The sequence below is a fragment of the Pseudomonas sp. NPDC012596 genome (assembly GCF_042902325.1).
In the GTDB taxonomy this organism is placed as follows: Bacteria; Pseudomonadota; Gammaproteobacteria; order Pseudomonadales; family Pseudomonadaceae; genus Aquipseudomonas.
In genome coordinates, this window is record NZ_JBIBEB010000001.1 from 278,139 (window position 1) to 303,653 (window position 25,515).

Here is a 25,515-nt window from a genome sequence, read left to right on the forward strand (position 1 = left end):
CCTGATTCTCAGGTCAAGTCCTACGCGCCCTCCGCCGATGGGCAGGGGTGTCATGCCAGCAAAGTGCTGGCATGGCTCCCCTACTCAACTGGACGGAGACTTGCCATGTTCGGCTACCTCAACCGCAGGCTCGGCAACATCAGTGTCGGCGCCAAGCTCGCCCTGGGCTTCGCCGTGGTCCTGCTGCTTACCCTGGCCACCACTGTCAGCGGCTGGCGCGCCCTGGATGGTGCCATTACCCGCTCGGAACAGCTCAGTGAAATAGGCCGGATCAACGACTTGGTCAAGGATCTGCGCGCCGAGCGCATCACCTACCGGGTGCTGGACGATGACACCAGCAAGGCGAAGATCGCCAGTATCCTGCAGCAACTGGATGCCATGCTGACGGCGCTGCAGCAACGCAGCAGCGTCGATGAATCGCGGCAAATGCTGAGCCAGAAGCTGCAAGTGCTGCAGCGGCTGCTCGACGATTTCAGCGCCCTGCAGCGCGCCGTCGAAAGCCGGCGTACCCTGCGAGCGGCCATGCAGGCGCAGGAACAGAAGCTCAACGAAGTCATCGACGAACTGCAAACCCAAGCCCTGCTGCAGATGCCCGCCGACAGCCAGCAGAACGGCGTACTGGGGCTGATGGACACGCTCAGCCGGCATGTCGACGGCGCCAATCAGCAGAGCCTGGTACCGGCGTACACCTTCTCGCCGCTGGGCGACTTCGCCAAGGTGGGCGATACCGCGCTGGACGCCGCGCAAGCCAGCCTCGGCCAACTGCTCAAAAGCATTGCCCCCTTGGGCCTGCCGCGCAGCCTGACGGAACAGCCAGGCATGGAGCTGGGCAAATACCGCGCCAGCCTCGATCAATACCGGCGCACCGCGCTGGGTGTGGAGCAGCTGCAAGACGACATGGAGCAGAAGGGCAACGAGCTTCGGGCGGTCAGCCTGGAGCTGGGTGAAAGGAAGATCGAACAGCGCGACAGCGAAGCCCTGGCTGCCCGCTCACTGTTGACCAGCGTGGCCCTGCTGGCCCTGGTGGTCGGGGTACTGGCCGGTTGGCTCATCACTCAGCAGATCACCCAGCCGCTGCGCCAGACGCTCGCCGTGGCGGCGCGTATCGCACGCGGCGACCTCAGCCAGGTAGAGCCCGTGCAGCGTCGTGACGAGATGGGCCAGCTACAGGCCAGCATGCGTGAAATGACCCTCAGCCTGCGCGAGCTGATCGGCGGCATCGACCAGGGTGTCGGTCAGCTGTCACAAGCCGCCACACAACTGGCGGCCAGCAGCGAGGACACCAAGCTACGCATCAACCAGCAGCGCGAGGAAACCGACCAGGTAGCCACCGCAATGAACCAGATGAGCGCCACGGTGCAGGAAGTTGCTCAGAATGCCGAGCAGGCGTCAATGGCGGCGACCAATGCCGACCAGCAGGCGCAGCTGGGCGACCAGGTGGTGGCCGAGGCCATCAACCGTATCGAGCAACTGGCTGGGCAAATGGACCACTGCCTGGCGGCCATGCAGCACCTGGCAGGTGAAAGTCAGCGCATCGGCAGCATTCTCGATGTGATCAAGTCGGTGTCCGAGCAGACCAACCTGCTGGCGCTGAACGCCGCCATCGAGGCCGCCCGGGCCGGTGAAGCCGGGCGTGGTTTTGCCGTAGTCGCCGATGAAGTCAGAGGGTTGGCGCAGCGCACGCAGCAGTCCACCGAAGAGATCGAACAGCTGATCGAAAGCCTGCACAGCGGCACCGACCAGGTCACCAGCCTGCTCGACAACAGCAAGCGCCTGACCGAGCAGAGCGTCGAACTGAGCCGCAAGGCGGGGGGTGCCCTGAGCCAGATCACCGATACGGTGTCGAGTATCCAGGGCATGAACCAGCAAATCGCCACGGCCAGCGAGGAGCAGAGCGTGGTGGCCGAGCAGATCAACCGCAGTGTGATCAGTGTGCGCGATGCGTCAGACCAGACCAGTGCAGCCAGTGAGCAGACGGCAGCTTCGAGTGGGGAGCTGGAGCAGCTGGGGCAGCAGCTACGGGGGATGGTGGGGCGGTTCAGCCTTTGAGATTGCCGAGGGCCGCGTTGCGGCGCCTTCGCGGCGCAAGTCGGATCGCCGCACCGCCGCTCCCACAAACTGGGGCAGTGAATCGCCTGTGGGAGCGGGCTTGCCCCGCGAAGGGGGCGGCGCGGTTACAGCACCTGGCGCAAGAACGCCTGCGCGCGCGGGTCTTTTGGCGAGGCGAAGAACGCCGCCGGGGCAGAATCTTCCAGCAACTTGCCGTGATCGAAGAACAGCACCCGGTCCGCCACTTCTCGGGCAAAGCCCATTTCATGGGTCACGCAGACCATGGTCATGCCTTCCTGGGCCAAGGTCTTCATCACGTCCAGCACTTCACCGACCATTTCCGGGTCGAGCGCCGAGGTGGGCTCGTCGAACAGCATGACCTTAGGCTCCATTGCCAGGGCCCGGGCGATCGCCACCCGCTGCTGCTGGCCGCCGGAAAGCCGCGAGGGGTACTCGTTGGCCTTTTGCGAAATGCCCACTTTCTCCAGCAGCGCACGCGCCTTGGCTTCGCGCTCGGCCTTGCCGCGCTTGCGCACGACCTTCTGGGCCAGGCACAGGTTCTCCAGCACAGTCATGTGCGGGAACAGGTTGAAGTGCTGGAACACCATGCCGACTTCGCGGCGGTAGGCATTGATGTCGGTCTTCGGGTCTGCGAGTTGCAGGCCGTTGATGGCGACATGGCCTTCGTCGAAATGCTCCAGGCCGTTCAAGCAGCGCAGGAAGGTCGACTTGCCCGAGCCCGACGGGCCGAGCACCACCACCACTTCGCCCTTGGCCACCTGGGTGGTGACGTTGTCCACCGCGCGCACCACTTGGCCACGGGTGTCGAACACTTTCAAAAGGTCACGGACTTCAATCACTTTGCGCAAGCCTCCGCTCGAGCCGGCTGGCCAGGTGCGACAGCGGCAGGTTGATCAGCAGGTACAGGCCTGCCACGCAGAACCAAATCTCGAACGTCGAGAACGAGGTGGTGATGGCCTCTCGACCGCTCTTGGTCAGTTCGGTGATGGCGATCACCGACACCAGCGAGGTGTCCTTGACCAGGCTGATGAACTGGCCGGCCAACGGCGGCAGCACGCGTTTGAAGGCCTGCGGCAGGATCACGTGGCGCATCGACTGGCCCGCGTTCAGGCCCAGCGAGCGCGCAGCCTCGTTCTGGCCCTTGGCGATCGACTGCACGCCGGCACGGACGATCTCGGCCACATAGGCACCGGTGAACAGCGCCAGCGCCGCCACACCGGCGAATTCACGGGACAGGTTGAGCACGGTGCCGATGAAGAAGTAGAAGATGAAAATCTGTACCAGCAGCGGCGTGCCGCGCACCAGTTCGACGTAGACGGTCGACAGGTCGCGCAGGGTCGGGTTGTTCGACAGCCGGCACAGCCCGGCGAACAGGCCGATCACCAGGCCCAGCGCCCCGGAGACTACCGAAAGCCACAAGGTAGTCCACAGGCCCCATGCCAGCGGGCCGGCTGCCCAGTGGCGAGTCACGCCGATCTGGTCGCCTTCGGCAACGTCGTCACCGCGGCTCAGTTGCAGGCTGTCCTTGGCCACGTCGAGCACTTGCTCATCGCCGTTCTCGTCTTTGAGCGTAACGCGGGCGTTATCGCCAGAGACGACGATTTCCTGCACCGTGCCGTAGCCGCTGGCGCGCTGCGCTTCCTCGGCCTTGTAGGCGAAGTATTGCGGTACGCGGTTCCAGCGCCACTCGTAGGACATCATCGAGGTGGCCAGGTACAGGCTGATCGCCAGGCCCACCAGGACCAGCGCAGTCAGCGCGTGCCAGGGCCACTGGGCTTTCTTGTGTTTGATCACGTGGGTACTTCCGTAAATGCGAACGCGCAGGGTTTACCTGCGCGTCGGGGTCAAAGCCGGGGGCTTGTGGCCTGGGCCTTATTCCATTTCCTTCAGCCAGTCCTTGTTCTTGAACCACTTGTCGTGGATACGATCGTAGGTCCCGTCATGCTTGATCTGGTGCAGGAAGTTGTTGATGAAGTTGATGCTGTCGTAGTCGCCTTTCTTCAGGCCGAAAGCCAGCGGCTCGTAGGTGAAGGGCTCTTCCAGGAACAGCAGCTTGCCAGCACCGGCCTTCTCGACTGCCACCACGTTGTACGGCGCGTCATAGACGAAGGCGTCAGCCTTGCCGTTGACCACGTCCATCACCGCTTCCTGCTCGTTGTCGTAGCCGTGGTATTTGGCCTTGGCGATCAGTTTCTTGGAAACCATCTCGCCGGTGGTGCCGAGCTTGGAGGTGATGCGGTACTTCTCGTTGTTCAGGTCCTTGTACGACTTGATCTCGCCCGCCAGCTCCTTGCGGATCAGCAGGGTCTGGCCAACCACGATGAAGGGTTCGCTGAAGTTCAGGCGCAGGTTGCGTTCCTGGGTCAGGGTCATGCCGCTGCCGATGATGTCGAACTTGTCGGTCAGCAGGGCCGGGATGATCCCGTCATAGGCGGTGGAGACTGCCTCGAACTTGACGCCCATGGATTTGGCCATGGCTTTGAGGATATCGACTTCAAAGCCGATGATCTCGCCACGCTTGTTGGTCATCTGGAACGGCATGTAGGTAGGGTCCATGCCCACCCGCAGGGTGCCGCGCTTGACCGCGTCGTCGATTGCGCCGGCCTGGGCCGAAGCCACTGCAACCAGCGCGGTGACGCCGACCAGCAGTCGCGAAAGGTATTTCTTCATCATCACCAAGTCCCCTAGCAAGAAAAGTAGCGAATCTTATCGTTGGCACGGCCGTACCGGCCGGCGTGGTTTATCGGAGAGGGATGCTAACGCATGGCGGCCCTGGGACCTAGAGCCGGGGGGGACTTTGTTGGCCAAAAACAGCGTTGTGGCCATTGAAAAGCTTCGCGGGCAAGCCCGCTCCTGCAGGGTTTGGTGTGAACCCTGTGGGAGCGGGCTTGCCCGCGAATACTGCCTGTCAGGCGCCGACGAGTGCCGGTTGGCCTTCGTTCTCTGGGTGCAACGGCAACAACGGCGAATGCGGGTCGTTGTTGATCGAAGCCCGCCACACGTCGATCCAGGCGGCATTGTGCTCGGCCCAGACTTGTTCATGCAGGCGCGACAGGGCAACCGGGTCGCTCAGCAGGGCAAGACGGGTGTTCAGGTCCAGGCCATTGGGCCCCACCTCGATCGCCTTGGCCACACGCTCGGCGCGCAGTGCTTCGATCGGCGCAGCCTGGCCGTGACGGGCAGTGGCCATGGCACAGGCCAGGGCGTTCTGGCGCGGGTCGACCACGGCGCGCACAAAGCCGTCGTGCAGCGCGTGCCAGCGGTTTTCGTGGGTGTACTGGTCGGTTGCCAGCAGCTCCTGCGGCGTCGCGTATTCCTCAGGGATGAGGAACAGCTTCTCGTCCTTGGCCGCAAGGCCCAGGCGAGTACGGCTGGAGATCACCGAAACAGGAATGGACAGCACCAGCGAACCGACGATCGGCGCCAGCCACCACAGGAAGCTCGGGTTCAGCCAGGCCACCAGCGCAGCCCAGGCAAAGCCCAACAGCGTTTGCGGGCCGTGGCGGCGCACGGCCTCGCTCCACGGGGTGGAGTCGTCGTCACGCTGTGGCGAGTTCCAGGTCGCTGCCCAGCCGAGGAACGCGGCCAGTACGAAACGGGTGTGGAAGATCATCCGCACCGGCGCCAGCAGCATGGAGAACAGCATCTCCATCAGCATCGACAGGGTGACCTTGATGCGCCCGCCAAACTCGACCGCACCCTTGGCCCAGATCAGGATGATGCTGAGCAGTTTGGGCAGGAACAGCAGCACGATGGTGGTGGAGAACAGCGCAACGGCCTTCTCCGGGTGCCATTGTGGCCACAGCGGGTAAAGCTGGTACGGCTCGATGAAGTATTGCGGTTCCATCAGCGTATTGGTCGCCAGCAGCGCGGTCGACAGCACCAGGAAGAAGAACCACAGCGGCGCCGACAGGTACGACATCACGCCGGTCAGGAACACCGCACGGTGCACCGGGTGCATGCCCTTGACCAGGAACAGCCGGAAGTTCATCAGGTTGCCGTGGCACCAACGGCGGTCACGCTTGAGCTCGTCGAGCAGGTTGGGCGGCAGTTCTTCGTAGCTGCCCGGCAGGTCGTAGGCGATCCACACGCCCCAGCCGGCACGGCGCATCAGCGCGGCTTCGACGAAGTCGTGGGACAGGATTGCACCGGCGAACGCACCCTTGCCCGGCAACGGCGCCAGGGCGCAGTGCTCGATGAACGGCTTCATGCGGATGATCGCGTTGTGGCCCCAGTAATGCGACTCGCCCAGCTGCCAGAAGTGCAGGCCGGCCGTGAACAGCGGGCCGTACACACGGGTAGCGAACTGCTGCATGCGCGCATACAGGGTGTCCATGCCCGACGCCTTGGGCGCGGTCTGGATGATACCGGCGTCCGGGTTGGCCTCCATCAGGCGCACCAGGCTGCTCAGGCACTCGCCACTCATGACGCTGTCGGCGTCGAGCACGACCATGTACTTGTACTCACCACCCCAGCGACGGCAGAAGTCGTCGAGGTTACCGCTCTTGCGCTTAACGCGGCGGCGGCGGCGGCGGTAGAAGATGCGGCCGAAGCCCTTGGTCTCGCGGCACACGTCCAGCCAGGCCTGTTGCTCGGCCACGGCGATGTCGGTGTCGTTGGTGTCGCTGAGCACGAAGAAGTCGAAACGGTCGAGGTTGCCGCTGGCAGCCACCGACTCGAAGGTCGCTCGCAGGCCGGCGAACACGCGCGGCACGTCTTCGTTGCAGATCGGCATCACCAGCGCAGTGCGCGCTTCGGGTGCGATCGGCTCGTTACCGGCACTGCTGCCGGAGATGCGGTACTTGTCACGGCCGGTGAGCAGTTCCAGGAACCCCATCAGCGCGGTCCAGAAGCCCGCCGAAACCCAACAGAAGAGGATACCGAAGAGGATCAGGATGGACGTCTGCAAGGCATACGGCCAAACCTGCACCACGGTGTCCCACAGTGGCTGGTTGACCACTTCGTCGAGGTCGACGAACGACCAGCCCTGGTACGGCAGGATGCCCTTCATGTACCAGCCGGCGACGATGGTCTGGCCGATCATCAGGGCCAGCAGGATGTAGCGGCGGATCGAACCGACCGTGCGCCAGCGCGCCTTGGGCAGCTCGCGCTGCTCGGGCTGCGGGGCGTTGGTGCGGCCGGTCATGCGCCGCCACATGCGGATCAGCACGTTGGTGCGCCACGGCTCGGGCACTACCCGGGTACGCTTGATCGGCGGTGCGATCTTCAGGCACAGCCGGCCGCTGCCGTCGACGCCAAGCATCTCGGCGTCTTCCAGCTCGGCGGCGCTGCCCACGGTCAGCCGCGGGCCCACCGAGGCCTGTACGGCCTCGGTGGATTCGGCGGCCGGGTTGGCCGCCAGGCGTTGGTGCAGCTCGCTGAACGAGGTGCAGCTGGCGAGTTCCGCGCGCTGCTCATCGCTCAGTGGGAGGTGGGCCAGGTATTCGCCAAGCGATTCCGGCCTTGCGCTTGAGTTACTCATCGGCAGGCAACTGATAGCTCCAGGTCTCGGTCAACACCTTTTCTTCGGTGGTGGCCGGGGTCCCGTTGGTGGGTGCCGCATCGGCGGCGGGTTGTTCGGCCTTGGCAGGCTCCTGCGCCTTGGCAGTTTTTTCGTGCTTGGCATGCTTGGCAGCGGCCTTGTCCTGCTTGGCGTCTGCGGCAGGCTTGGCCGGCTCGACCGGTACGTCACGCACCAGCGCGGCGCGCATTTCGGTGGCCTTGTTGGCTTCCTTGACCTTCAACCGCAGGGTCAGGCGCCAGCCTTTTGTTTCCGGGTTATAGCGCAGGTTGTTCTCGACCACCTCGGCGTTGTCGCCAACGCTGATTTGGCTACGCACTGGGGCGTCTTCCGGCAGGGATGCCAGCGCAGGGCCTGCAAAATCGACCAGGAAGGCAACGCTGCCGTCCGGTTGACGGATCAGGTTGGACTGCTTGACGTCACCGGTGGAGCGCATGGTCTGGGTAACCGAACCCAGCTCCTGAGCCTGGAACTTGGCTTCGTCGATGGTCCAGTGCAGGCGGTAGGCGTATTCGAACGGCTTGCCTGGCTCTGGCAGGGTTTCCGGGCTCCAGAACGCAACGATATTGTCGTTGGTTTCGTCGGCGGTCGGGATCTCGACCAGATCGACGGTGCCTTTGCCCCAGTCGCCTTTAGGCTCGATCCAGGCGCTCGGGCGCTTCTGGTAGTTGTCGTCGAGGTCTTCGTAATCCTTGAAGTCACGATGACGCTGCATCAGGCCGAAACCGCGCGGGTTCTCGACGCTGAAGTTGCTCACGGCCAGGTGTTTCGGGTTGTTCAGCGGGCGCCACAGCCATTCGCCGTTGCCAGCGTGGATCGACAGGCCTTCGGAGTCATGCAGGGCCGGGCGGTAGTTCATGACCTTGGACGGCTGGTTAGGCCCGAACAGGTACATGCTGGTCAGCGGGGCAACACCCAGGCGGCTGACGTGGTCACGCAGGAACACGCGGGACTGCACGTCGACCACGGTGTCGTTGCCTGGGCGCAGGATCAGCTTGTAGGCGCCGGTGGAACGCGGCGAATCCAGCAGGGCGTAGATCACCAGGTGCTTGTCGGCAGGCTTTGGCTTCTCGACCCAGAACTCGGTGAAACGCGGGAATTCTTCGCCCGACGGCAGCGCGGTGTCGATGGCCAGGCCACGGGCCGACAGGCCATACACATGGCCCTTGCCGACCACGCGGAAATAGCTGGCGCCAAGCAGGGTCATGATTTCATCCTGCTTGTCGGCCTTGTTGATCGGGTACAGCACGCGGAAACCGGCGTAACCCAGGTTCTTGGTGGTTTCCGGGTCATGCGGCACGTCACCGAACTCGAAACGGCTCGGGTCGTACTTGATTTCCTCGACCTTGCTGGCGGTGACCTCGTTGATCTTCACCGGCGTGTCGAAATGCATGCCTTGGTGGTAGAAGGACAGCTTGAACGGCGTCTTGTCCTTGGCCCACTCGGCCTTTTCCTGCAGGAAGTGGATCTTCTGGTAGTCCGCGAACTTCATGTCGCGGAACACGGCCGGCAGGTTGCTTTTAGGGGCTTCGTACTTCTGGCCGGCCAGATCCTTTGCCTTGGCTGCAACATCGTCAAGATTGAATGCCCACAGCTGGCCCGCGCTCATCAGGCCGACCAGTGCCGCACTGGCCATCAGGGCCTTGCGCAGCCGCATGCCGGGGATTCTTGATGCTTTTTGGGGACTAACAATCACGAGCAACCCTCGCCGAAAACAGATCATGAAACCAACGGCCAGCGACAAATGCCGGGTTGGCGAGCACTGTTCGGACCCCGTGAGGGCGTAATGATTCCCCAAACGGTTCCAGACAATGCTCGAGTCAGAGTAGAACGAACCTGCGAACGCAGGCCCACGCAGCGCGCGATTATCCAGCAGGTCGCGTTACAACGCATCAGGCTGGAACAACTATTTATCGTACAAAACCCCTGTTTTACCCACAAAGCAGGGGTTTTTTTACCTCATATTTGTAACAGAAATGTCACTGGGCCATCATTGACCAGGTGCACCTGCATGTCTGCACCGAAGCGCCCGCTTGCAACAGTGGCATGTTGGCCTTGGGCCTGGCGCAAAAGATAGTCGAACAATTCGGCCCCCAGCGCCGGCGGTGCCGCCGTCGAGAAGCCCGGCCGCATGCCGCTGCGGGTGTCGGCCGCCAAGGTGAACTGAGACACCAGCAGCAGGCCGCCGCCAACATCCTTGAGCGACAGGTTCATCTTGCCCTGCTCATCGCTGAACACGCGATAATTGAGCAGCTTGTGCAACAGCTTGTCGGCATGTTCCCGGCTATCTTCAGGTTCGACGGCCACCAGCACCAGCAGGCCCTGATCGACGGCGCCGACGATCTCGCCGGCCACCTCTACCCGCGCGCCACGCACGCGCTGCAACAGCCCCCTCATGCTTCTTCCAGGGGCAGATCGAGCAAGCGACGCGCCATTTGGTCAGCAGCACGTACCAGGGCGTCGGTAATGCCCGGCTCGGACGCGGCGTGGCCGGCGTCGCGGATCACCTTGAGCTCGCTGTTCGGCCAGGCCTGATGCAGAGCCCAGGCGTTGTCCAGCGGGCAGATCACGTCATAGCGGCCATGCACGATCACTGCCGGCAGGTGGGCGATCTTCGGCATGTCGCGGATCAACTGGTCCGGCTCGAGGAAAGCGTTGTTCATGAAGTAGTGGCATTCGATGCGAGCAATCGACAGCGCCCGCTGTGGCTCGGAGAAGCGGTCGACCACCAGCGGGTTGGGGCGCAGGGTGGCAGTGCGGCCTTCCCAGGTGGACCAGGCCTTGGCGGCATGCATCTGGGCAATCTGGTCGTTGCCGGTCAGGCGTTTGTGGAATGCCTTGACCAGGTCGCCCCGCTCGTCCGCCGGAATCGGCGCGATGTAATCCTGCCAGTAATCGGGGAACAGGCGGCTGGCGCCCTCCTGGTAGAACCACTCGATCTCTTGCGGGCGGCACAGGAAGATGCCGCGCAGGATCAGGCCATGCACCCGCTCGGGGTGGGTCTGGGCATAGGCCAGGGCCAGGGTCGAACCCCAGGACCCGCCGAACAGTACCCACTTGTCGATGCCCAGGTGCTCGCGGATGCGCTCCAGGTCCTCGACCAGGTGCCAGGTGGTGTTGTTCTCCAGGCTGGCATGTGGCGTGGAGCGGCCACAGCCGCGCTGGTCGAAGGTGATGATGCGGTACAGGTTGGGGTCGAAGTAGCAACGGCTCTGGGCATCGCAACCCGCGCCCGGGCCACCGTGGATGAACACCACCGGCAGACCTTCAGGCGAGCCGCTTTCATCGACATACAGCACATGCGGCGCTTCCACGGCCAGATCGTGCCGGGCGTAGGGTTTGATCTGCGGGTAGAGGGTCTGCATTGCGCACTCCGTGTGAGGATTAAGTCTGCCGTTGGGCATCATAAACCTGAATTGCGCTTTGAGCATGCTCTCGTGCTACCGCGTGAGCCCGCCGTGGCGGCGGGCTTGCCGGGCCTGCTATTTACCGTACTTCGCCTTGCCCCATGCGAGCAGCTGCTTCAGCAGGCGCTCCAGGACCTGGCGAGTGGGCTGCGCCAGGTCCTCGCGATAGGCGAACGGCTCGGTTTCATTCATGTAGGTGCTTTGCGCCAGCTCCAGCTGCACCGCATGAATGTGCTGCGCCGGGTCGCCATAATGGCGGGTGATGTGCCCGCCTTTGAAGCGCCCGTTGAGCACATGCGTGTACGCCGGCGCCTGGGCACACACGCCCTCCAGCAACTGTGCCAGCTCTGGGTCACAGCTGGCGCCGTTGAAGGTGCCAAGGTTGAAGTCCGGCAGTTTGCCGTCGAACAGGTGCGGGATCCGCGAGCGGATCGAGTGGGCATCCCACAGCAGTGCGTAGCCAAACGCGTCGCGCAGGCGCGCCAGTTCGCGTTCGATGGTGGCGTGATACGGCCGCCAGATCTGCTCCAGATACGTGCTGCGCTCGTCGGCGGACGGTGCCTGGCCGTCCTTGAACAGCGGCTCGCCCTCGAACAGCGTGGCCGGGTACAAGCCGGTGGTAGCGCCCGCGTACAGCGGTTTGTCGTCGTCCGGCCGGTTCAGGTCGATGACGAAACGCGAATACTCCGCCGCTACAACGCTCGCTCCGAGCTCGTGGGCAAAGTCGTACAGGCGCGGGATATGCCAGTCGGTGTCGGGCAGGCTACGCGCCGGCTCGACCAGGCCATCGCGCACAGCCGGGGTCAGCTTCAGGCCCGCGTGGGGCATGCTGATCAGCAAGGGCAAACGGCCCTGGTGGAAACTCAGTACCTTGTCCATCTCGCCTCGCTCAGTTGGATATCTCGTGGCCCTTGCGCACCACGCGCTTGGGCAGGTCGCCACCCAGCCAGTAGGCCAGGTCTGCAGGGCGTTCGATGTGCCAGGCGACGAAGTCTGCCGCCTTGCCGGTTTCCAGCGTACCGTGGCTGTGGCCCAGGCCCAGCGCCGTGGCGGCATGGGTGGTGACGCCGGCCAGGGCTTCTTCCGGGGTCATGCGGAACAGCGTGCAGCCCATGTTCAGCATCAGCCGCAGGGATAGCCCTGGCGAGGTGCCGGGGTTGAGGTCGCTGGCCAGGGCGATCTTCACCCCGTGGCGGCGCAGGGCGTCCATCGGTGGCAGCTGGGTTTCGCGCAGGAAGTAGAACGCGCCCGGCAGCAGCACGGCGACCGTGCCGGCCTTGGCCATGGCAATGGCGTCTTCCTCGGTCATGAACTCCAGGTGGTCGGCTGACAGCGCCTGGTAACGCGCTGCCAGGCTCGAACCGTGCAGCGACGAGAGTTGTTCGGCGTGCAGTTTCACCGGCAGGCCCAGTTCGCGGGCCTTGATGAACACCCGCTCGACCTGCGCGGGGGAGAACGCCAGGTGTTCACAGAAGGCATCCACGGCATCCACCAGCCCTTCCCTGGCAAGGGCCGGCAGCATTTCGTCGCAAATGTGCGCGATGTAATCGTCCGCCCGGCCCGCGTATTCCGGCGGCAGGGCATGGGCGGCCAGGCAAGTGGCGCGCACCGCCAGCGGCAGCTCGTCGGCCAGGCGCCGGGCCACGCGCAGCATCTTGCGCTCGTTGGCCAGGTCCAGGCCGTAGCCGGACTTGACCTCGATCGTGGTCACGCCATCTCGCATCAGCGCCTGCACACGCTGGCGAGCGCTGGCGAACAACTCATCTTCGCTGGCCGCACGGGTAGCCCGCACGGTGCTGGCAATACCTCCGCCCTGCGCCGCGATCTCGGCATAGCTCACGCCCTGCAGGCGCTGTTCGAACTCGCCGCTGCGGTTACCGCCGAACACCGCATGGGTGTGGCAGTCGATCAGCCCCGGGGTCACCCAGGCGCCGCCAAGGTCCACGGTACGGGTGATGCCCAGCGCCGGCACGGCTGCACGTGGGCCAATCCATTCGATCAGGCCCGCGTTGCTGACGATGGCGGCGTCCTCGATGATCGAGTAGCTGCCTTGGGCCATGGTCGCCGCATGGCAGTGCTGCCAGAGGGTTCTCATACACAGTCTCCGTTACTAGCGATGGAGTTCGGCGCGGTCGATCGCTGGCCCGCCCTGCCCCGCCCGTGGCTTGCACCACAGCCAGTAGGACAGCACCAGGAACACCACCCAGGCCACCCCGACGAGCAACGCCGCCTGGGTGTCGGGGAAGTAGCCGAGCACTCCGAAAATGAACAACATGAACGCAATGGCCAGGGCCGGCCCGTAGGGCCAGAACGGTACGGGGAATTGCAGGCTGGCGGCCTCTTCGCGGCTCATGCGCCTGCGCATGGCCACCTGGGTGACCAGGATCATCAGCCACACCCAAACGGTGGCGAAGGTCGCGATCGAGGCAATCAGCAGGAAGACGTTTTCGGGGATCAGGTAGTTGAGCAGCACGCCGATCAACAGCGCCGCTCCCATCACCACAACGGTCAGCCATGGCACGCCTTGGCTGGACAGCCGGGCGAAGCCACGCGGTGCCTGGCCTTGCTGGGCCAGGCCGTACATCATGCGCCCGGCGCCGAAGATGTCGCTGTTGATTGCCGAGATCGCCGCGGATATCACCACCACGTTGAGCAGCGCGGCGGCCGAGCCTATGCCCAGGTTGCTGAAAATCTGCACGAACGGGCTGCCCTGGCTGCCGATCTGCGGCCAGGGGTACAAGCACATCAGCACGAACAGCGTAAGCACGTAGAACAGCAGGATGCGCAGCGGCACGGCGTTGATCGCCTTGGGGATGACCCGCTGTGGGTCCTTGGCCTCACCGGCGGTGATGCCGATGATCTCGATGCCCCCGAAGGCGAACATGACCACCGCGAACGAGGCGATCAGGCCTCCGATACCGTTGGGCAGGAAGCCGCCATGCTCGAACAGGTTGCTCACCCCCACCACGTGATCGCCGCCCGCCTGGCCCAGGCCGAAGGCCATGATGCCCAGGCCCGCGAGGATCATTGCGACGATGGCGCCGACCTTGAGCAGCGATAGCCAGAATTCCATCTCACCGAACACCTTGACGTTGCACAGGTTCAGCCCCCCGATCAGGAACACGATGCCCAGCACCCAGATCCAGCGCGGCACCTCGGGGAACCAGAAGCCCATGTAGATCCCGAAGGCCGTGACATCGGCAATGCAGACGATGATCATCTCGAAGGCGTAGGTCCAGCCGAGGATGAACCCGGCCATGGGGCCCAGGTAGGTGCTGGCGTATTGGCCGAAGGAACCGGCCACCGGGTTGTGCACAGCCATCTCGCCCAGTGCCCGCATCACCATGAACACTGCAGCGCCGCCGATCAGGTAGGCCAGCAGCACGGCCGGGCCGGCCATCTGGATGGCTGAAGCGGAGCCGTAGAACAGGCCCGTGCCAATGGCTGAACCGAGGGCCATGAAACGGATGTGGCGGGCCGTCAGGCCACGATGGAGTCCTTGTGCTGGTTGCATGTCGCGTCCTTATTGTTGTTTTGCGGTGCATTCTGGGGCTGCTGTGCAGCCCATTCGCGGGGCAAGCCCGCTCCCACAGGTTCAGCGCCGCTCAAAATGACAGTGGAGTAACTGTGGGAGCGGGCTTGCCCCGCGAATGGGCCGCACAGCGGCCCCGGCGGTGTCACAGGCTCGGCAGGACCCCAGCCGGCAACAAACCGGTCAGCTTGCCCTCTGCCAACAACGCACTGGCCATCTCGATATCCGGCGAGAAGAACCGGTCGTGGTCATAGTGCGGTACTTCGCGGCGCAGCACCTGGCGCGCCGTTTCCAGCTTCACCGAGGTCTTCAGCCCTTCGCGCAGGTCCAGCCCCTGGCATGCGCCCAGCCACTCGATAGCGAGCACCCCGCGGGTGTTCTCGGCCATTTCCCACAAGCGCTTGCCCGCCGCTGGCGCCATGGACACATGGTCCTCCTGGTTGGCCGAGGTGGGCAGGCTGTCGACGCTGTGCGGGTGCGACAGCGCCTTGTTCTCGCTGGCCAGGGCGGCGGCTGTCACCTGGGCGATCATGAAGCCGGAGTTGACCCCGCCGTTTTCCACCAGGAATGGCGGCAGCTGCGACATGTGCTTGTCCATCATCAGCGAGATGCGGCGCTCGCTCAGCGCCCCGATTTCAGCGATGGCCAGGGCGAGGTTGTCGGCGGCCATGGCCACAGGCTCTGCGTGGAAGTTACCGCCCGACACCACATCGCCTTCGGCGGCGAACACCAGCGGGTTGTCCGACACGGCGTTGGCCTCGACCGACAGCACTTCGGCTGCCTGGCGCAGCTGGGTCAGGCAGGCGCCCATGACCTGCGGCTGGCAACGCAGCGAATACGGGTCCTGGACCTTGCCGCAGTGCTTGTGCGACTGCGAAACCTCACTGGACTCGCCCAGCAGGTCGCGGAAGCACGCGGCGGTATCGATCTGGCCGCGCTGGCCGCGCGCATCATGGATGCGTGCGTCGAATGGCGAACGCGAGCCCAGCACCGCCTCGACGGTCAGGCCGCCGCAGGTGATGGCCGCAGCGTACAGGTCTTCAGCCTGGAACAGGCCGCGCAGGGCATAGGCGGTGGACGCCTGGGTGCCGTTGAGCAGCGCCAGGCCTTCTTTGGCAGCCAGGGTCAGCGGCTCCAGGCCGGCGACTGCCAGGGCCTCGCTGGCTGGGAGCCATTCACCTTGGTAGCGCGCCTTGCCTTCGCCCAGTAGCACCAGCGACATGTGCGCCAGCGGCGCCAGGTCACCGGAGGCACCCACCGAGCCCTTGAGCGGGATATGCGGGTAGACCTCGGCGTTGACGAGGGTGATCAAGGCATCGATGACCTTGCGGCGGATACCGGAAAAGCCACGGCTGAGGCTGTTGATCTTCAGCACCATGATCAGCCGCACCATTGCGTCGTCCAGCGGTGCGCCGATGCCGGCGGCATGCGACAGCACCAGCGAGCGCTGCAGGTTTTCCAGGTCGTGGCTGGCGATGCGGGTCGAGGCCAGCAGGCCGAAACCGGTGTTGATGCCGTAAGCGGTGCGGTCTTCGGCGATGATCCGCTCGACCACGGCCACGCTGGCATCGATGCCGGCCCCCGCACTGGCATCCAGGCTCAAGCGCAGCGGCGCGTGGTGGATGCGGCGCAGCTGGGCCAGGGTCAGCTGGCCAGGGACAAGGTTCAGGGCTTCCATGTACATTCTCCTTTTAGTTGTTCAGTGCAGGGCCGGCAGCACAGGCTGCGGCCCTTGCGAAGCTTTCAGCAGCGCCGCGGCGCGGGCGATGTCCGGGGCCAGCCAGCGGTCTTCAAGGTACGCCGGCACCTGCTCGCGCAGCAGGCGCCAGGCGGCATCGGTGCCAATGCCGAAACGCTGTTCCTTGAGGAATTCAAAGGCTTGAGCGGCCAGCAGGTATTCGATGGCGAGGATCTGGGTGCAGTTTTCCAGCACCTGGTGCAGCTTGAGCGCGGCATTGGTGCCCAGGCTCAGGTGGTCTTCCTGCAGGCCAGAGGTGACGTAGTTGTCGAGCACCGCCGGTTGCGCCAGCTGGCGGTTCTGCGCACACAGCGAGGCGGCAACGTATTGGGCGATCATCATCCCCGAGTTGACCCCGGGGTTGCTGACCAGAAACGCCGGCAGGCCACTGACATGCGGGTTGACCAGGCGGTCCAGGCGGCGCTCGGCTATCGACCCGATCTCGGCCATGGCAATCGCCAGCAGGTCGGCGGCCATGGCCACCGACTGGCCGTGCGGGTTGGCCTGGGAGACCACGCGGAAATCCTCTGGGGTGCCCAACAAAAGCGGGTTGTCATTGGCGCCGTTGAGCTCGGCCTCGATCTGCTTCACCGCGTGGGCAAACTGGTCACGAGCGGCGCCGTGCACCTGCGGGATCGAACGGATGCTGAGGGCGTCCTGGGTGCGGATGCCTTTGCTGGTGGCGATGACTTCGCTTTCCGCCAGCAAGGCGCGCAAGTTTTTACCCACCACTTGCATGCCCGGATGCGGCTTGAGCGCGATGATCTCGGGGTCAAAGGCAGCGATCTGACCCCGCAGCGCCTCGAAGCTCATGGCGCCGATCACATCGGCCCACTGCAGCAGGCGGCTGGCATCGTCCAGCGCCAGGCTGGCCAGGCCGGTCATGCACGGCGTGCCATTGACCAGGCACAGGCCGTCCTTTGCCGCCAGTTGTACCGGCGCCAACCCTTCGGCAGCCAGGGCCTCGGCGGCGTCGACAATCTGCCCGCGGTAGCTGACCTTGCCGATGCCCAGCAGGCACACGCCTACATGGGCCATGTGGGTCAGGTAGCCGACCGAGCCCTGCGACGGCACCTGAGGGGTAATGCCATGGTTGAGCAGTGCCAGCAGCGCGTCGACCACGCTGCGCTGGATGCCCGACTTGCCGTGGCTGTAATTGGCAATGGCAGCGCAGATGATCGCCCGGGTTTGTTCATCCGGCAACGCCGGGCCGACGCCGCAGGCGTGGCTGAGCAAGGTGTTGCGCGACAGCTGGCTGAGCTGCTCGCCCTGCAGCGACACATTGCACAGCGCACCCAGGCCGGTGTTCACACCGTAGGCACGCTCACCACTTTCAACGATATGGCGGACGATCGCCTGGGCATTGTCGATGCGCGCCCAGATATCCGGCGCCAACTCAAGGCGCGCGCCATGGCGGGCCACGGCGGCGATGCCCTGCCAGCGCAGTGGGGCACCATCGAAGACCACGGTTTCAACGTGCGACATGCTGTTCCTCATACCGCGACCGCGCGGCGCTGGACGAAGCGGTCGACATAATCGTCGGCCGGGTTATGGAGGATCTGGTGCGGCGTGCCCACCTGGATCAGCCGGCCGTCCTTGAGGATGGCGATGCGGTTGCCGATGCGCACGGCTTCGTCCAGGTCATGGGTGATGAACACGATGGTCTTGTGCAGGGTTTTCTGCAGTTCCAGCAACTGGTCCTGCATCTCTGCGCGGATCAACGGGTCGAGGGCGCTGAAGGCCTCGTCCATGAGGATGATGTCAGTGTCCGCCGCCAATGCCCGGGCCAGGCCGACGCGCTGGCGCATGCCGCCCGACAACTGGTGCGGGTACTTCTTCTCGTAGCCCTTGAGGCCCACGGTCTCGATCCATTGCTGGGCACGCTCGGCGCACAACTGCTTGCTCTCGCCGCGTACCTTCAGGCCGTAGGCGACGTTGTCCAGCACATTGCGGTGCGGCAGCAGGCCGAAGCTCTGGAACACCATGCTGATCTTGCGCCGGCGAAATTCGCGCAGCGCCTCCATGTCGTACTGCAGGATGTCTTCACCATCGACCAGGATCTGCCCGCTGGTGGGGTCGATTAGCCGGTTGAAGTGGCGCACCAGGGTCGACTTGCCCGACCCGGACAGGCCCATGATCACGAAGATTTCGCCGCTACCGATGGACAGCGACAGGTCATTGACCCCAACCACGCAGCCGGTCTGCGCCAGCACCTGCTCCTTGCTCTGGTTGTTGCGGATCAACTGCAACGCCTCGGCGGCGCGGTCGCCGAAGATCTTGAAGACGTTCTTCACCTCGATCTTGCTGATCGGCTGCGTGCTCATTTGCTCACCTCATGGCGTGGCCGGCCATAGGCCTGGGTAATGCGGTCGATCACCACCGCAAGAATGACGATGGCCAGGCCGGCTTCGAGGCCGCGGCCGACGTTGAGGGTCTGGATGCCCACCAGTACGTCTTCACCCAGGCCACGGGCGCCGATCATCGACGCGATCACCACCATCGACAGGGCCATCATGGTGGTCTGGTTGATGCCCGCCATGATGCTCGGCAAGGCCAGCGGCAATTGCACGCCGAACAGTTGTTGCCAGCGGTTGGCACCAAAGGCGTTGATCGCCTCCATCACTTCGCCGTCCACCTGGCGAATGCCCAGGTCGGTCAGGCGGATCAGCGGCGGCGCGGCATAGATCACTGTGGCGAAGATCGCAGGCACCTTGCCCAGGCCGAACAGCATCAGCACCGGGATCAGGTACACGAAGCTGGGCATGGTCTGCATGATGTCCAGCAGCGGCATCAGCACTGCCCGCAGGCGGTTGCTGCGCGCCGACAGGATGCCCAGCGGGATGCCCACCATCACCGAGATCAGCGTGGCGACCAGCATCAGCGCCAGGGTCTGCATCAGCTTGTCCCACAGGCCGACGGCACCGACCAGGAACAGCAGGCCGGTGATCACCAGGGTCGGCAGGATGCGCCGAGTGGCGTGCCAGGCAATGACCGCCACCACGCCCAGCATCAGCCACCACGGGGTGGCGCGCAGCATGCCTTCGAGGCTGACAATGGCCCACAGCAGGGTGTCGGAGATATGCCGGAACACGTCGCCATAGTTGGTCACCAGGGCGTCGACCCAGCCGTTGACCCAGTCGGCGATGGAGAATGTCAGGTTGTCAGGAAACATGGGGTTCACTCATCAGCTGAGGACGCTCAGAGCGCCGCGTTGATCTTCTTGGCAGCCTCATCGCTGACCCAGGCCTGCCAGACTTCAGGATGTTCCTTGAGGAACGCCTTGGCCAGCGCGGGCGACTCGATCCGATCCTTGGTCATGCGCGCCAGGTTCTGGTTCAGCAGGTCGATCGGCAGGTTGACCTTTTCCAGCACCGCGACCAGCTCGGGGGCTTGTTCGTGGAAGGCCTTCGACAGCCCGACCTTGATCGACACTGACTTGTCCACACGCTCTTTTTCCTGCAGCTTGACCAAGTCGACCTGGCCCATCAGCGGGGTGGGCGTCCAGTAGTAGAAGAGAATCGGCTCGCCACGCTTGTAGCTCGACAGCACGGCGGCATCCAGGGCCGGGCCGGTGCCGGGGCGGAAGTTGGTATAGCTGCTCTCCAGGCCGTATTCCTTGAGCATCCTGCTGTTGTCCAGTTCGCAGGTCCAACCGGCCGGGCAGTTGTAGAACCGGCCTTTGCTCGGTTCTTCCTGGTCCTTGAACACGCTGGCGTATTTGCCCAGGTCAGCCACGCTCTTGAGCGCTGGCGCCTTGGCTTCGAGCTTGCGCTTGGCGTCGCCCTCGATCACGTAGCGGGGCACGTACCAACCCTCCTCTGCGCCCACCACCGGGGCGCCGACGCCAACCACCTTGCCGGCCGCCTCGGCCTTCTTCCAGACCTCGCTGCGGCCGACCCACTCTTCGGCAAAGACCTGGATGTCATTGGTGCCCAGGGCGTTTTCCATGGTGATGGAGTTGCCGGGCAGGCTGTCGGTTTCGCAGCCGTAGCCGTTCTTCAGTACGAACTGCATCACGTCGGTCAGCAGCATGCCGCTTTCCCAGTTCAGCCCGGCGAACTTCACCGGCTTGCCAGACTCGCACCAGCCGGCGGCCTGGCTGCTGCCGGCAGCGCCGAGCAGGCCGAGGGCGAACAGCGAGGCAAGCAAGGTCTTGTTGGTTTTCATTGCGTGACGCTCCCAAACTTGAAAGTGGAAATCGGCAGTCCTTGCAAAGAAAATGGCCGATCGGGGCCGCGTTGCGGCCCATCGCGGATGAATCCGCTCCTACAAGGTTCAGCGTTGTACCTGTAGGTGCGGATTTATCTGCAGGGCTGCGCAGCAGCCCCCAGGCCCTGTCAGCCAGTAATCATCGGCAGGTTCAACCCCTGCTCTTTGGCGCAATCAATCGCAATCTGGTAGCCAGCATCAGCATGGCGCATCACCCCGGTGGCCGGGTCGTTGGTCAGCACGCGGGCGATGCGCTCGGCCGCCTCGTCGGTGCCATCACACACGATGACCATGCCCGAGTGCTGCGAGAAGCCCATGCCCACCCCGCCGCCATGGTGCAGCGACACCCAGGTCGCACCGCTGGCGGTGTTCAGCAGTGCGTTGAGCAGCGGCCAATCGGACACGGCATCCGAACCGTCCTGCATGGCTTCGGTTTCGCGGTTCGGGCTAGACACCGAGCCCGAGTCGAGGTGGTCACGGCCGATCACGATCGGCGCCGACAGCTCGCCGCTGCGCACCATTTCGTTGAACGCCAGGCCCAGCTTCGCGCGCAGGCCCAGGCCCACCCAGCAGATACGTGCCGGCAGGCCCTGGAAGCTGATGCGCTCGCGGGCCATGTCCAGCCAGCGGTGCAGGTGGGCGTCATCGGGGATCAGTTCCTTGACCTTGGCGTCGGTCTTGTAGATGTCCTCGGCCTCGCCAGACAGCGCCGCCCAGCGGAACGGGCCGATGCCGCGGCAGAACAGCGGGCGGATATAAGCGGGGACGAAGCCTGGGAAGTCGAAGGCATTGGCAACGCCTTCTTCCTTGGCCATCTGGCGGATGTTGTTGCCGTAGTCGAAGGTCGGCACGCCTTGCTTCTGGAAGTCCAGCATGGCCTGCACGTGCACGGCCATGGACTGCTTGGCGGCCTTGACCACGGCGGCGGGCTCGGTCTGGGCGCGGTCGCGGTATTGCTCCCAGGTCCAGCCGGCTGGCAGGTAGCCGTTGAGCGGGTCGTGGGCGCTGGTCTGGTCGGTGACCATGTCCGGGCGCACGCCGCGCTTGACCAGCTCCGGCAAGATCTCGGCGGCGTTGCCATGCAGGGCGATGGAGATCGCCTTGCCTTCGGCGGTGTACTTGGCGATGCGAGCCAGGGCGTCGTCGAGGTCCTTGGCTTGCTCGTCGACGTAGCGGGTGTCGAGACGGAAGTCGATACGGCTCTGCTGGCATTCGATGTTCAGCGAGCAGGCACCGGCCAGGGTTGCGGCCAGTGGCTGGGCGCCGCCCATGCCGCCGAGGCCCGCAGTCAGTACCCACTTGCCTTTCAGGCTGCCGCCGTAGTGCTGGCGGCCAGCCTCGACGAAGGTTTCGTAAGTGCCTTGGACGATGCCCTGGCTGCCGATGTAGATCCAGCTGCCGGCGGTCATCTGGCCGTACATGGCCAGGCCCTTGGCGTCGAGTTCGTTGAAGTGTTCCCAGTTGGCCCAGTGCGGCACCAGGTTGGAGTTGGCGATCAGCACGCGCGGGGCGTTGGTGTGGGTCTTGAACACGCCAACCGGCTTGCCTGACTGCACCAGCAGGGTTTCATCGTCGTTCAGGTTGGTCAGGCTTTCGACGATCTTGTCGTAGCAGGCCCAGTTGCGCGCGGCGCGGCCAATGCCGCCGTACACCACCAGCTCTTTCGGGTTTTCGGCGACCTGCGGGTCGAGGTTGTTCATCAGCATGCGCAGCGGCGCTTCGGTCAGCCAGCTTTTGGCCGTCAGCTTGTTGCCACGCGGGGCGCGGATCTCGACGTCACGGAATTTGTTGAGTTTGTTGTCAGTCACGAAAAGTGCTCCTCGGGTGCGTACAGCGCGAATGGGGACGGCCTATCCACTTTCGCGCACTTGGCTTTACTTGTACATACAAGCATATGCAATTGAATTGCCAAGTTGAGTTTGCAGGTGTTTTTCGGGCGCACGAAGGGGGGTGGAGCCCCCGTAGATCAACGGTTGGGAAAGTTAGAAAAGCTGGGTGGGGGGTTGAGGAGCGCAGCGAGCAGCTCGACGGCATTGCGCCATCTTGGGGCGATCGGTAACAGCGTGAGCGGTTTGGGAGCGTTACCGGGTAACTTTTCCGACCCTATCGCGGGCAAGCCCGCTCCTACAAGGGCAATGGGGTGCCTGTAGGAGCGGGCTTGCCCGCGATAGGGCTGCAGGCATCACTCAAAAAGCGGGTTAAGCTCGATAACACAGCAGCGGCCCAGCACATCCACTTCGACCGAACGGTCGTTACCGCTCAGTTGCAAGCAGTCATACAGCCCCAGCGCCGGGTGCACCTGGCCATCAAGACTCACCTGCAGTTGCGCCTGGCCACTGAAAATCAATACGGTGCTGGCAGCGCTGAACCACCGACCCCCACCGTTGAACCACTGCAAGCGTGCCCGGTAACGCCCCGGCGCATAGATCAGGTTGAAGTCGCGAATCGGCCCGCCCAATAGCATGCAGCTCACGTGGCTCTCACCACTGAACGCATAGGCATCGAACGGCAGCAGTGGGCGGCTGGGTGCGCCATCCACCGTCAGGCGCATGCCATCACCTTGCAGTACGGTGATGATCCGCTGGTAACCGGCAAAGCTGGAGAAGCCGCCAGACGCTTCGATGTCGGCGATCGACAGGCGCCAGCCAAAGCCATCCAGCCCGTCGCCCGCATCGCGGGTGATTTCTTCAGTGAAGCCACCGCCGTTCTTCCACGGCATGCGCGGGTAGTCTTGGGCGCGTAACCACTGCAACTGGCTCATTTGCTGAAGCGTCCTTCCAGGCGATGACGGGAACCGGGGTGAATCAGCCGCGCCGCAGTAACGGGCTGGCGACCGGACCAGGTACGGCGGCGGATCAGCAGGCAAGGTTCGCCCGCTTCGATCTGCAGCAACTGGCACTCGTGCGCCTCGGCGAGGATGGCTTCGACCACGTGCTCGCCCTCGGTCAGCGGTGCTACCTGGGACAGGTAGGCGTAAGGTGTCTGCCGGGTGAAGTCCTGCTTGAGGTAGTCGGGGGCGATCTGCGCGTTGACGTAGCGGTCTTCGATCTGCACCGGCACGCCGTTTTCGTAATGCACGATCAGCGAATGAAACACCCGCTGGCCTTCGCGCATGTCCAGGGCCAGGGCGCGCTCGGAGCCGGCCGCTTCCTCGGCCAGGGTGATGACCTGGCAGCTATGCTGGTGGCCACGTGCGGCGATTTCGTCAGCGATGTTGTTGACCTCGAACAACGCCGAACGGGTCTTGGGTTCGGCAACGAAGGTGCCGACGCCCTGCATCCGCACCAGCAGCCCTTCGGCAGTGAGCTCGCGCAGCGCGCGGTTGATGGTCATGCGGCTGAAACCCAGCTGGCTGACCAGCTCGCTTTCGGACGGCACCCGGTGGTGCGGCGGCCAGCTGCCATTCTCGATGTGCTGAATGATCATCTGTTTGACCCGGGCGTAGAGCGGCGCCGGGCCCTCGCCCATCTGGGCTACCAGCGCGGAGACAGGAGGTGTCGGCACGGCGTTTGATCCTTGTGCAATTGGGTTGAACGGTAGCTTGCCGGAGTTTACCCGGCAGGCAAACGGCTGTATATGTATATACAAGTTGAACAATAACAGGATAGCGCAATGCCCGCCTACTACGCCGAACGTGCCCTCCTGCCCAGCGGTTGGGCCAACAATGTTCGCTTCGAGGTGGCCGCCGATGGCCACCTGGCTGCGGTTCAAGCCGATGCCAGTGCCGAAGGCGCCGAGCGCCTCAGTGGCCCAGTATTGCCGGGCATGCCCAACCTGCACTCCCATGCCTTTCAACGAGCCATGGCGGGCCTGGCGGAGGTGGCGGGCAACCCCAACGACAGCTTCTGGACCTGGCGCGAACTGATGTACCGCCTGGTCGGCAAGATAACGCCAGAGCAACTGCAGGTCATCGCCCGCCAGCTATACATCGAGATGCTCAAGGCCGGCTACACCTCGGTTGCCGAGTTCCACTACGTGCACCATGACCAGGCGGGCGAGCCTTACGCCGACCCGGCCGAACTTTCCCGGCGCATCAGTGCTGCGGCGGCCAGCAGCGGCATTGGCCTGACCTTGCTGCCGGTGCTTTACAGCCATGCCGGTTTCGGCGGCCAGGCACCCAACCAAGGGCAGCGGCGCTTCATCAACTCCACCGAGCACTACCTGCAACTGCAAGCGCAGCTGGCCCCGGTACTGGCGGGGCAGCCTGCACAGCAGCTGGGCCTGTGCTTTCACTCGTTGCGCGCGGTAACGCCTGAGCAGATCACCGAAGTGCTGGCTGCCGGCAATCAGCAATGCCCCATCCATATTCACATCGCCGAACAACAGAAGGAGGTCGACGACTGCCTGGCCTGGAGTGGCCTGCGTCCGCTGCAATGGCTGTATGAACATGTGCCGGTGGATGCGCGCTGGTGCCTGGTGCATGCCACCCATGCGCAGCCTGCAGAAGTGGCGGCCATGGCCCGCAGTAAAGCCGTGGCAGGCCTGTGCCTGACCACCGAGGCCAACCTGGGTGACGGTATTTTCCCGGCGGTGGACTTCCTGGCCCAGGGTGGGCGCATGGGTATCGGCTCCGACAGCCATGTGTCACTCAGCGTGGTCGAGGAGCTGCGTTGGCTGGAATACGGCCAACGCCTGCGTGACCAGCGGCGCAACCGGCTGCACCGGGAAGACCAGCCGATGGTCGGGCGCACGTTGTATGACGCTGCATTGCGTGGCGGTGCCCAGGCACTGGGGCAGCCCATCGGTGAACTGGCGGTGGGCAAGCGTGCTGACTGGCTGGTACTTGATGGCCAGGACCCGTATATCGCCATGGCCGATGGCGATGCCATTCTTAACCGCTGGCTGTTCGCCGGGGGCGACCGCCAGGTGCGCGATGTAATGGTCAATGGGCAGTGGGTGGTGCGCCAGGGGCGGCACGAACAGGAAGCGCAAAGCGCGCTGGCGTTTGTCGAGGTGTTGCGCCAGCTGCTGGGTTGACTGCATGGGCGGGTGTGCAGCCAGTTGTGGGAGCGGCCTTGTGTCGCGAAAGGGCCGCAAA

Annotated in this window: 20 protein-coding genes and 1 pseudogene; 3 read left to right on the forward strand and 18 right to left on the reverse strand. The window is 64.3% G+C overall.

What is annotated here, in order from left to right; translation table 11 throughout:
- Positions 1 to 105: 105 nt before the first annotated feature.
- Together ACFY68_RS01240 and ACFY68_RS01245 are read left to right on the forward strand one after the other, a co-directional pair.
- A pseudogene (locus ACFY68_RS01240) lies at positions 106 to 1,194 on the forward strand (methyl-accepting chemotaxis protein); the annotation flags it as partial.
- Positions 1,186 to 2,049: a methyl-accepting chemotaxis protein gene (locus ACFY68_RS01245; protein ID WP_387523024.1), complete on the forward strand. Its 864-nt coding sequence runs from the start codon at positions 1,186 to 1,188 to the stop codon at positions 2,047 to 2,049. The pseudogene ACFY68_RS01240 and the gene ACFY68_RS01245, both read left to right, overlap by 9 nt.
- 125 nt (positions 2,050 to 2,174) lie before the next feature.
- Here ACFY68_RS01245 and ACFY68_RS01250 read toward each other — a convergent pair whose 3' ends face one another.
- The 18 genes from ACFY68_RS01250 to hutC form a co-directional block, all read right to left on the reverse strand.
- A complete protein-coding gene (locus ACFY68_RS01250; protein WP_346614217.1) occupies positions 2,175 to 2,909 on the reverse strand; it encodes an amino acid ABC transporter ATP-binding protein in 735 nt (244 codons plus the stop codon).
- Positions 2,902 to 3,864 carry an amino acid ABC transporter permease gene (locus ACFY68_RS01255; protein ID WP_346614087.1) on the reverse strand — a complete coding sequence of 321 codons (963 nt, stop codon included), beginning with the start codon at positions 3,862 to 3,864 and terminating at the stop codon, positions 2,902 to 2,904. Before ACFY68_RS01255 ends, ACFY68_RS01250 begins: the two co-directional genes overlap by 8 nt.
- Before the next feature lie 78 nt (positions 3,865 to 3,942).
- Positions 3,943 to 4,740 carry a transporter substrate-binding domain-containing protein gene (locus ACFY68_RS01260; protein WP_054900389.1) on the reverse strand — a complete coding sequence of 266 codons (798 nt, stop codon included), beginning with the start codon at positions 4,738 to 4,740 and terminating at the stop codon, positions 3,943 to 3,945.
- 238 nt (positions 4,741 to 4,978) lie between these two features.
- Positions 4,979 to 7,552, reverse strand: a complete 2,574-nt coding sequence (gene mdoH, locus ACFY68_RS01265) for a glucans biosynthesis glucosyltransferase MdoH (protein ID WP_387522705.1) — start codon at positions 7,550 to 7,552, stop codon at positions 4,979 to 4,981.
- Positions 7,545 to 9,227 (reverse strand): glucan biosynthesis protein G, encoded by a 1,683-nt coding sequence (locus tag ACFY68_RS01270; protein WP_387523026.1) that lies wholly within the window; start codon positions 9,225 to 9,227, stop codon positions 7,545 to 7,547. The genes mdoH and ACFY68_RS01270 overlap by 8 nt, the downstream gene beginning before the upstream one ends.
- 323 nt (positions 9,228 to 9,550) lie before the next feature.
- On the reverse strand, positions 9,551 to 9,988 hold the full coding sequence (dtd, locus tag ACFY68_RS01275; protein ID WP_387522707.1) for a D-aminoacyl-tRNA deacylase: 438 nt from the start codon (positions 9,986 to 9,988) through the stop codon (positions 9,551 to 9,553).
- Positions 9,985 to 10,956 (reverse strand): prolyl aminopeptidase, encoded by a 972-nt coding sequence (pip, locus tag ACFY68_RS01280; RefSeq protein ID WP_346614091.1) that lies wholly within the window; start codon positions 10,954 to 10,956, stop codon positions 9,985 to 9,987. The genes dtd and pip overlap by 4 nt, the downstream gene beginning before the upstream one ends.
- Before the next feature lie 117 nt (positions 10,957 to 11,073).
- Positions 11,074 to 11,877, reverse strand: a complete 804-nt coding sequence (gene hutG / locus ACFY68_RS01285; RefSeq protein ID WP_387522709.1) for an N-formylglutamate deformylase — start codon at positions 11,875 to 11,877, stop codon at positions 11,074 to 11,076.
- Positions 11,878 to 11,887: 10 nt separating this feature from the next.
- Positions 11,888 to 13,093, reverse strand: coding sequence for an imidazolonepropionase (gene hutI, locus ACFY68_RS01290; RefSeq protein ID WP_387522710.1), 1,206 nt, complete (start codon positions 13,091 to 13,093; stop codon positions 11,888 to 11,890).
- Positions 13,094 to 13,108: 15 nt separating this feature from the next.
- Complete coding sequence (locus ACFY68_RS01295) at positions 13,109 to 14,512, reverse strand: amino acid permease (RefSeq protein WP_387522712.1); 1,404 nt, start codon at positions 14,510 to 14,512, stop codon at positions 13,109 to 13,111.
- A 163-nt stretch (positions 14,513 to 14,675) separates the two neighbouring features.
- Positions 14,676 to 16,208, reverse strand: coding sequence for a histidine ammonia-lyase (hutH, locus tag ACFY68_RS01300; protein ID WP_387522713.1), 1,533 nt, complete (start codon positions 16,206 to 16,208; stop codon positions 14,676 to 14,678).
- A gap of 21 nt (positions 16,209 to 16,229) precedes the next feature.
- A complete protein-coding gene (gene hutH / locus ACFY68_RS01305; RefSeq protein WP_387522715.1) occupies positions 16,230 to 17,753 on the reverse strand; it encodes a histidine ammonia-lyase in 1,524 nt (507 codons plus the stop codon).
- 8 nt (positions 17,754 to 17,761) lie between these two features.
- The gene (locus ACFY68_RS01310) at positions 17,762 to 18,592 is read right to left on the reverse strand and encodes a glycine betaine/L-proline ABC transporter ATP-binding protein (RefSeq protein ID WP_387522716.1); all 831 of its coding nucleotides are present in this window, start codon (positions 18,590 to 18,592) and stop codon (positions 17,762 to 17,764) included.
- Entirely contained in the window at positions 18,589 to 19,440 is an 852-nt protein-coding gene (locus ACFY68_RS01315) for an ABC transporter permease (protein WP_387522718.1), read from the reverse strand. The genes ACFY68_RS01310 and ACFY68_RS01315 overlap by 4 nt, the downstream gene beginning before the upstream one ends.
- Before the next feature lie 26 nt (positions 19,441 to 19,466).
- A complete protein-coding gene (locus ACFY68_RS01320) occupies positions 19,467 to 20,435 on the reverse strand; it encodes an ABC transporter substrate-binding protein (protein WP_387522720.1) in 969 nt (322 codons plus the stop codon).
- Positions 20,436 to 20,605: 170 nt separating this feature from the next.
- Entirely contained in the window at positions 20,606 to 22,285 is a 1,680-nt protein-coding gene (hutU, locus tag ACFY68_RS01325) for a urocanate hydratase (RefSeq protein ID WP_387522722.1), read from the reverse strand.
- Positions 22,286 to 22,659: 374 nt separating this feature from the next.
- Positions 22,660 to 23,238, reverse strand: a complete 579-nt coding sequence (locus tag ACFY68_RS01330; protein ID WP_387522724.1) for a HutD family protein — start codon at positions 23,236 to 23,238, stop codon at positions 22,660 to 22,662.
- A complete protein-coding gene (gene hutC / locus ACFY68_RS01335) occupies positions 23,235 to 23,945 on the reverse strand; it encodes a histidine utilization repressor (RefSeq protein WP_346614219.1) in 711 nt (236 codons plus the stop codon). Before hutC ends, ACFY68_RS01330 begins: the two co-directional genes overlap by 4 nt.
- Positions 23,946 to 24,089: 144 nt before the next feature.
- Between hutC and ACFY68_RS01340 the strand changes: the two genes are divergently transcribed.
- The gene (locus ACFY68_RS01340) at positions 24,090 to 25,454 is read left to right on the forward strand and encodes a formimidoylglutamate deiminase (RefSeq protein WP_387522725.1); all 1,365 of its coding nucleotides are present in this window, start codon (positions 24,090 to 24,092) and stop codon (positions 25,452 to 25,454) included.
- The last annotated feature ends 61 nt before the right edge of the window (positions 25,455 to 25,515 follow it).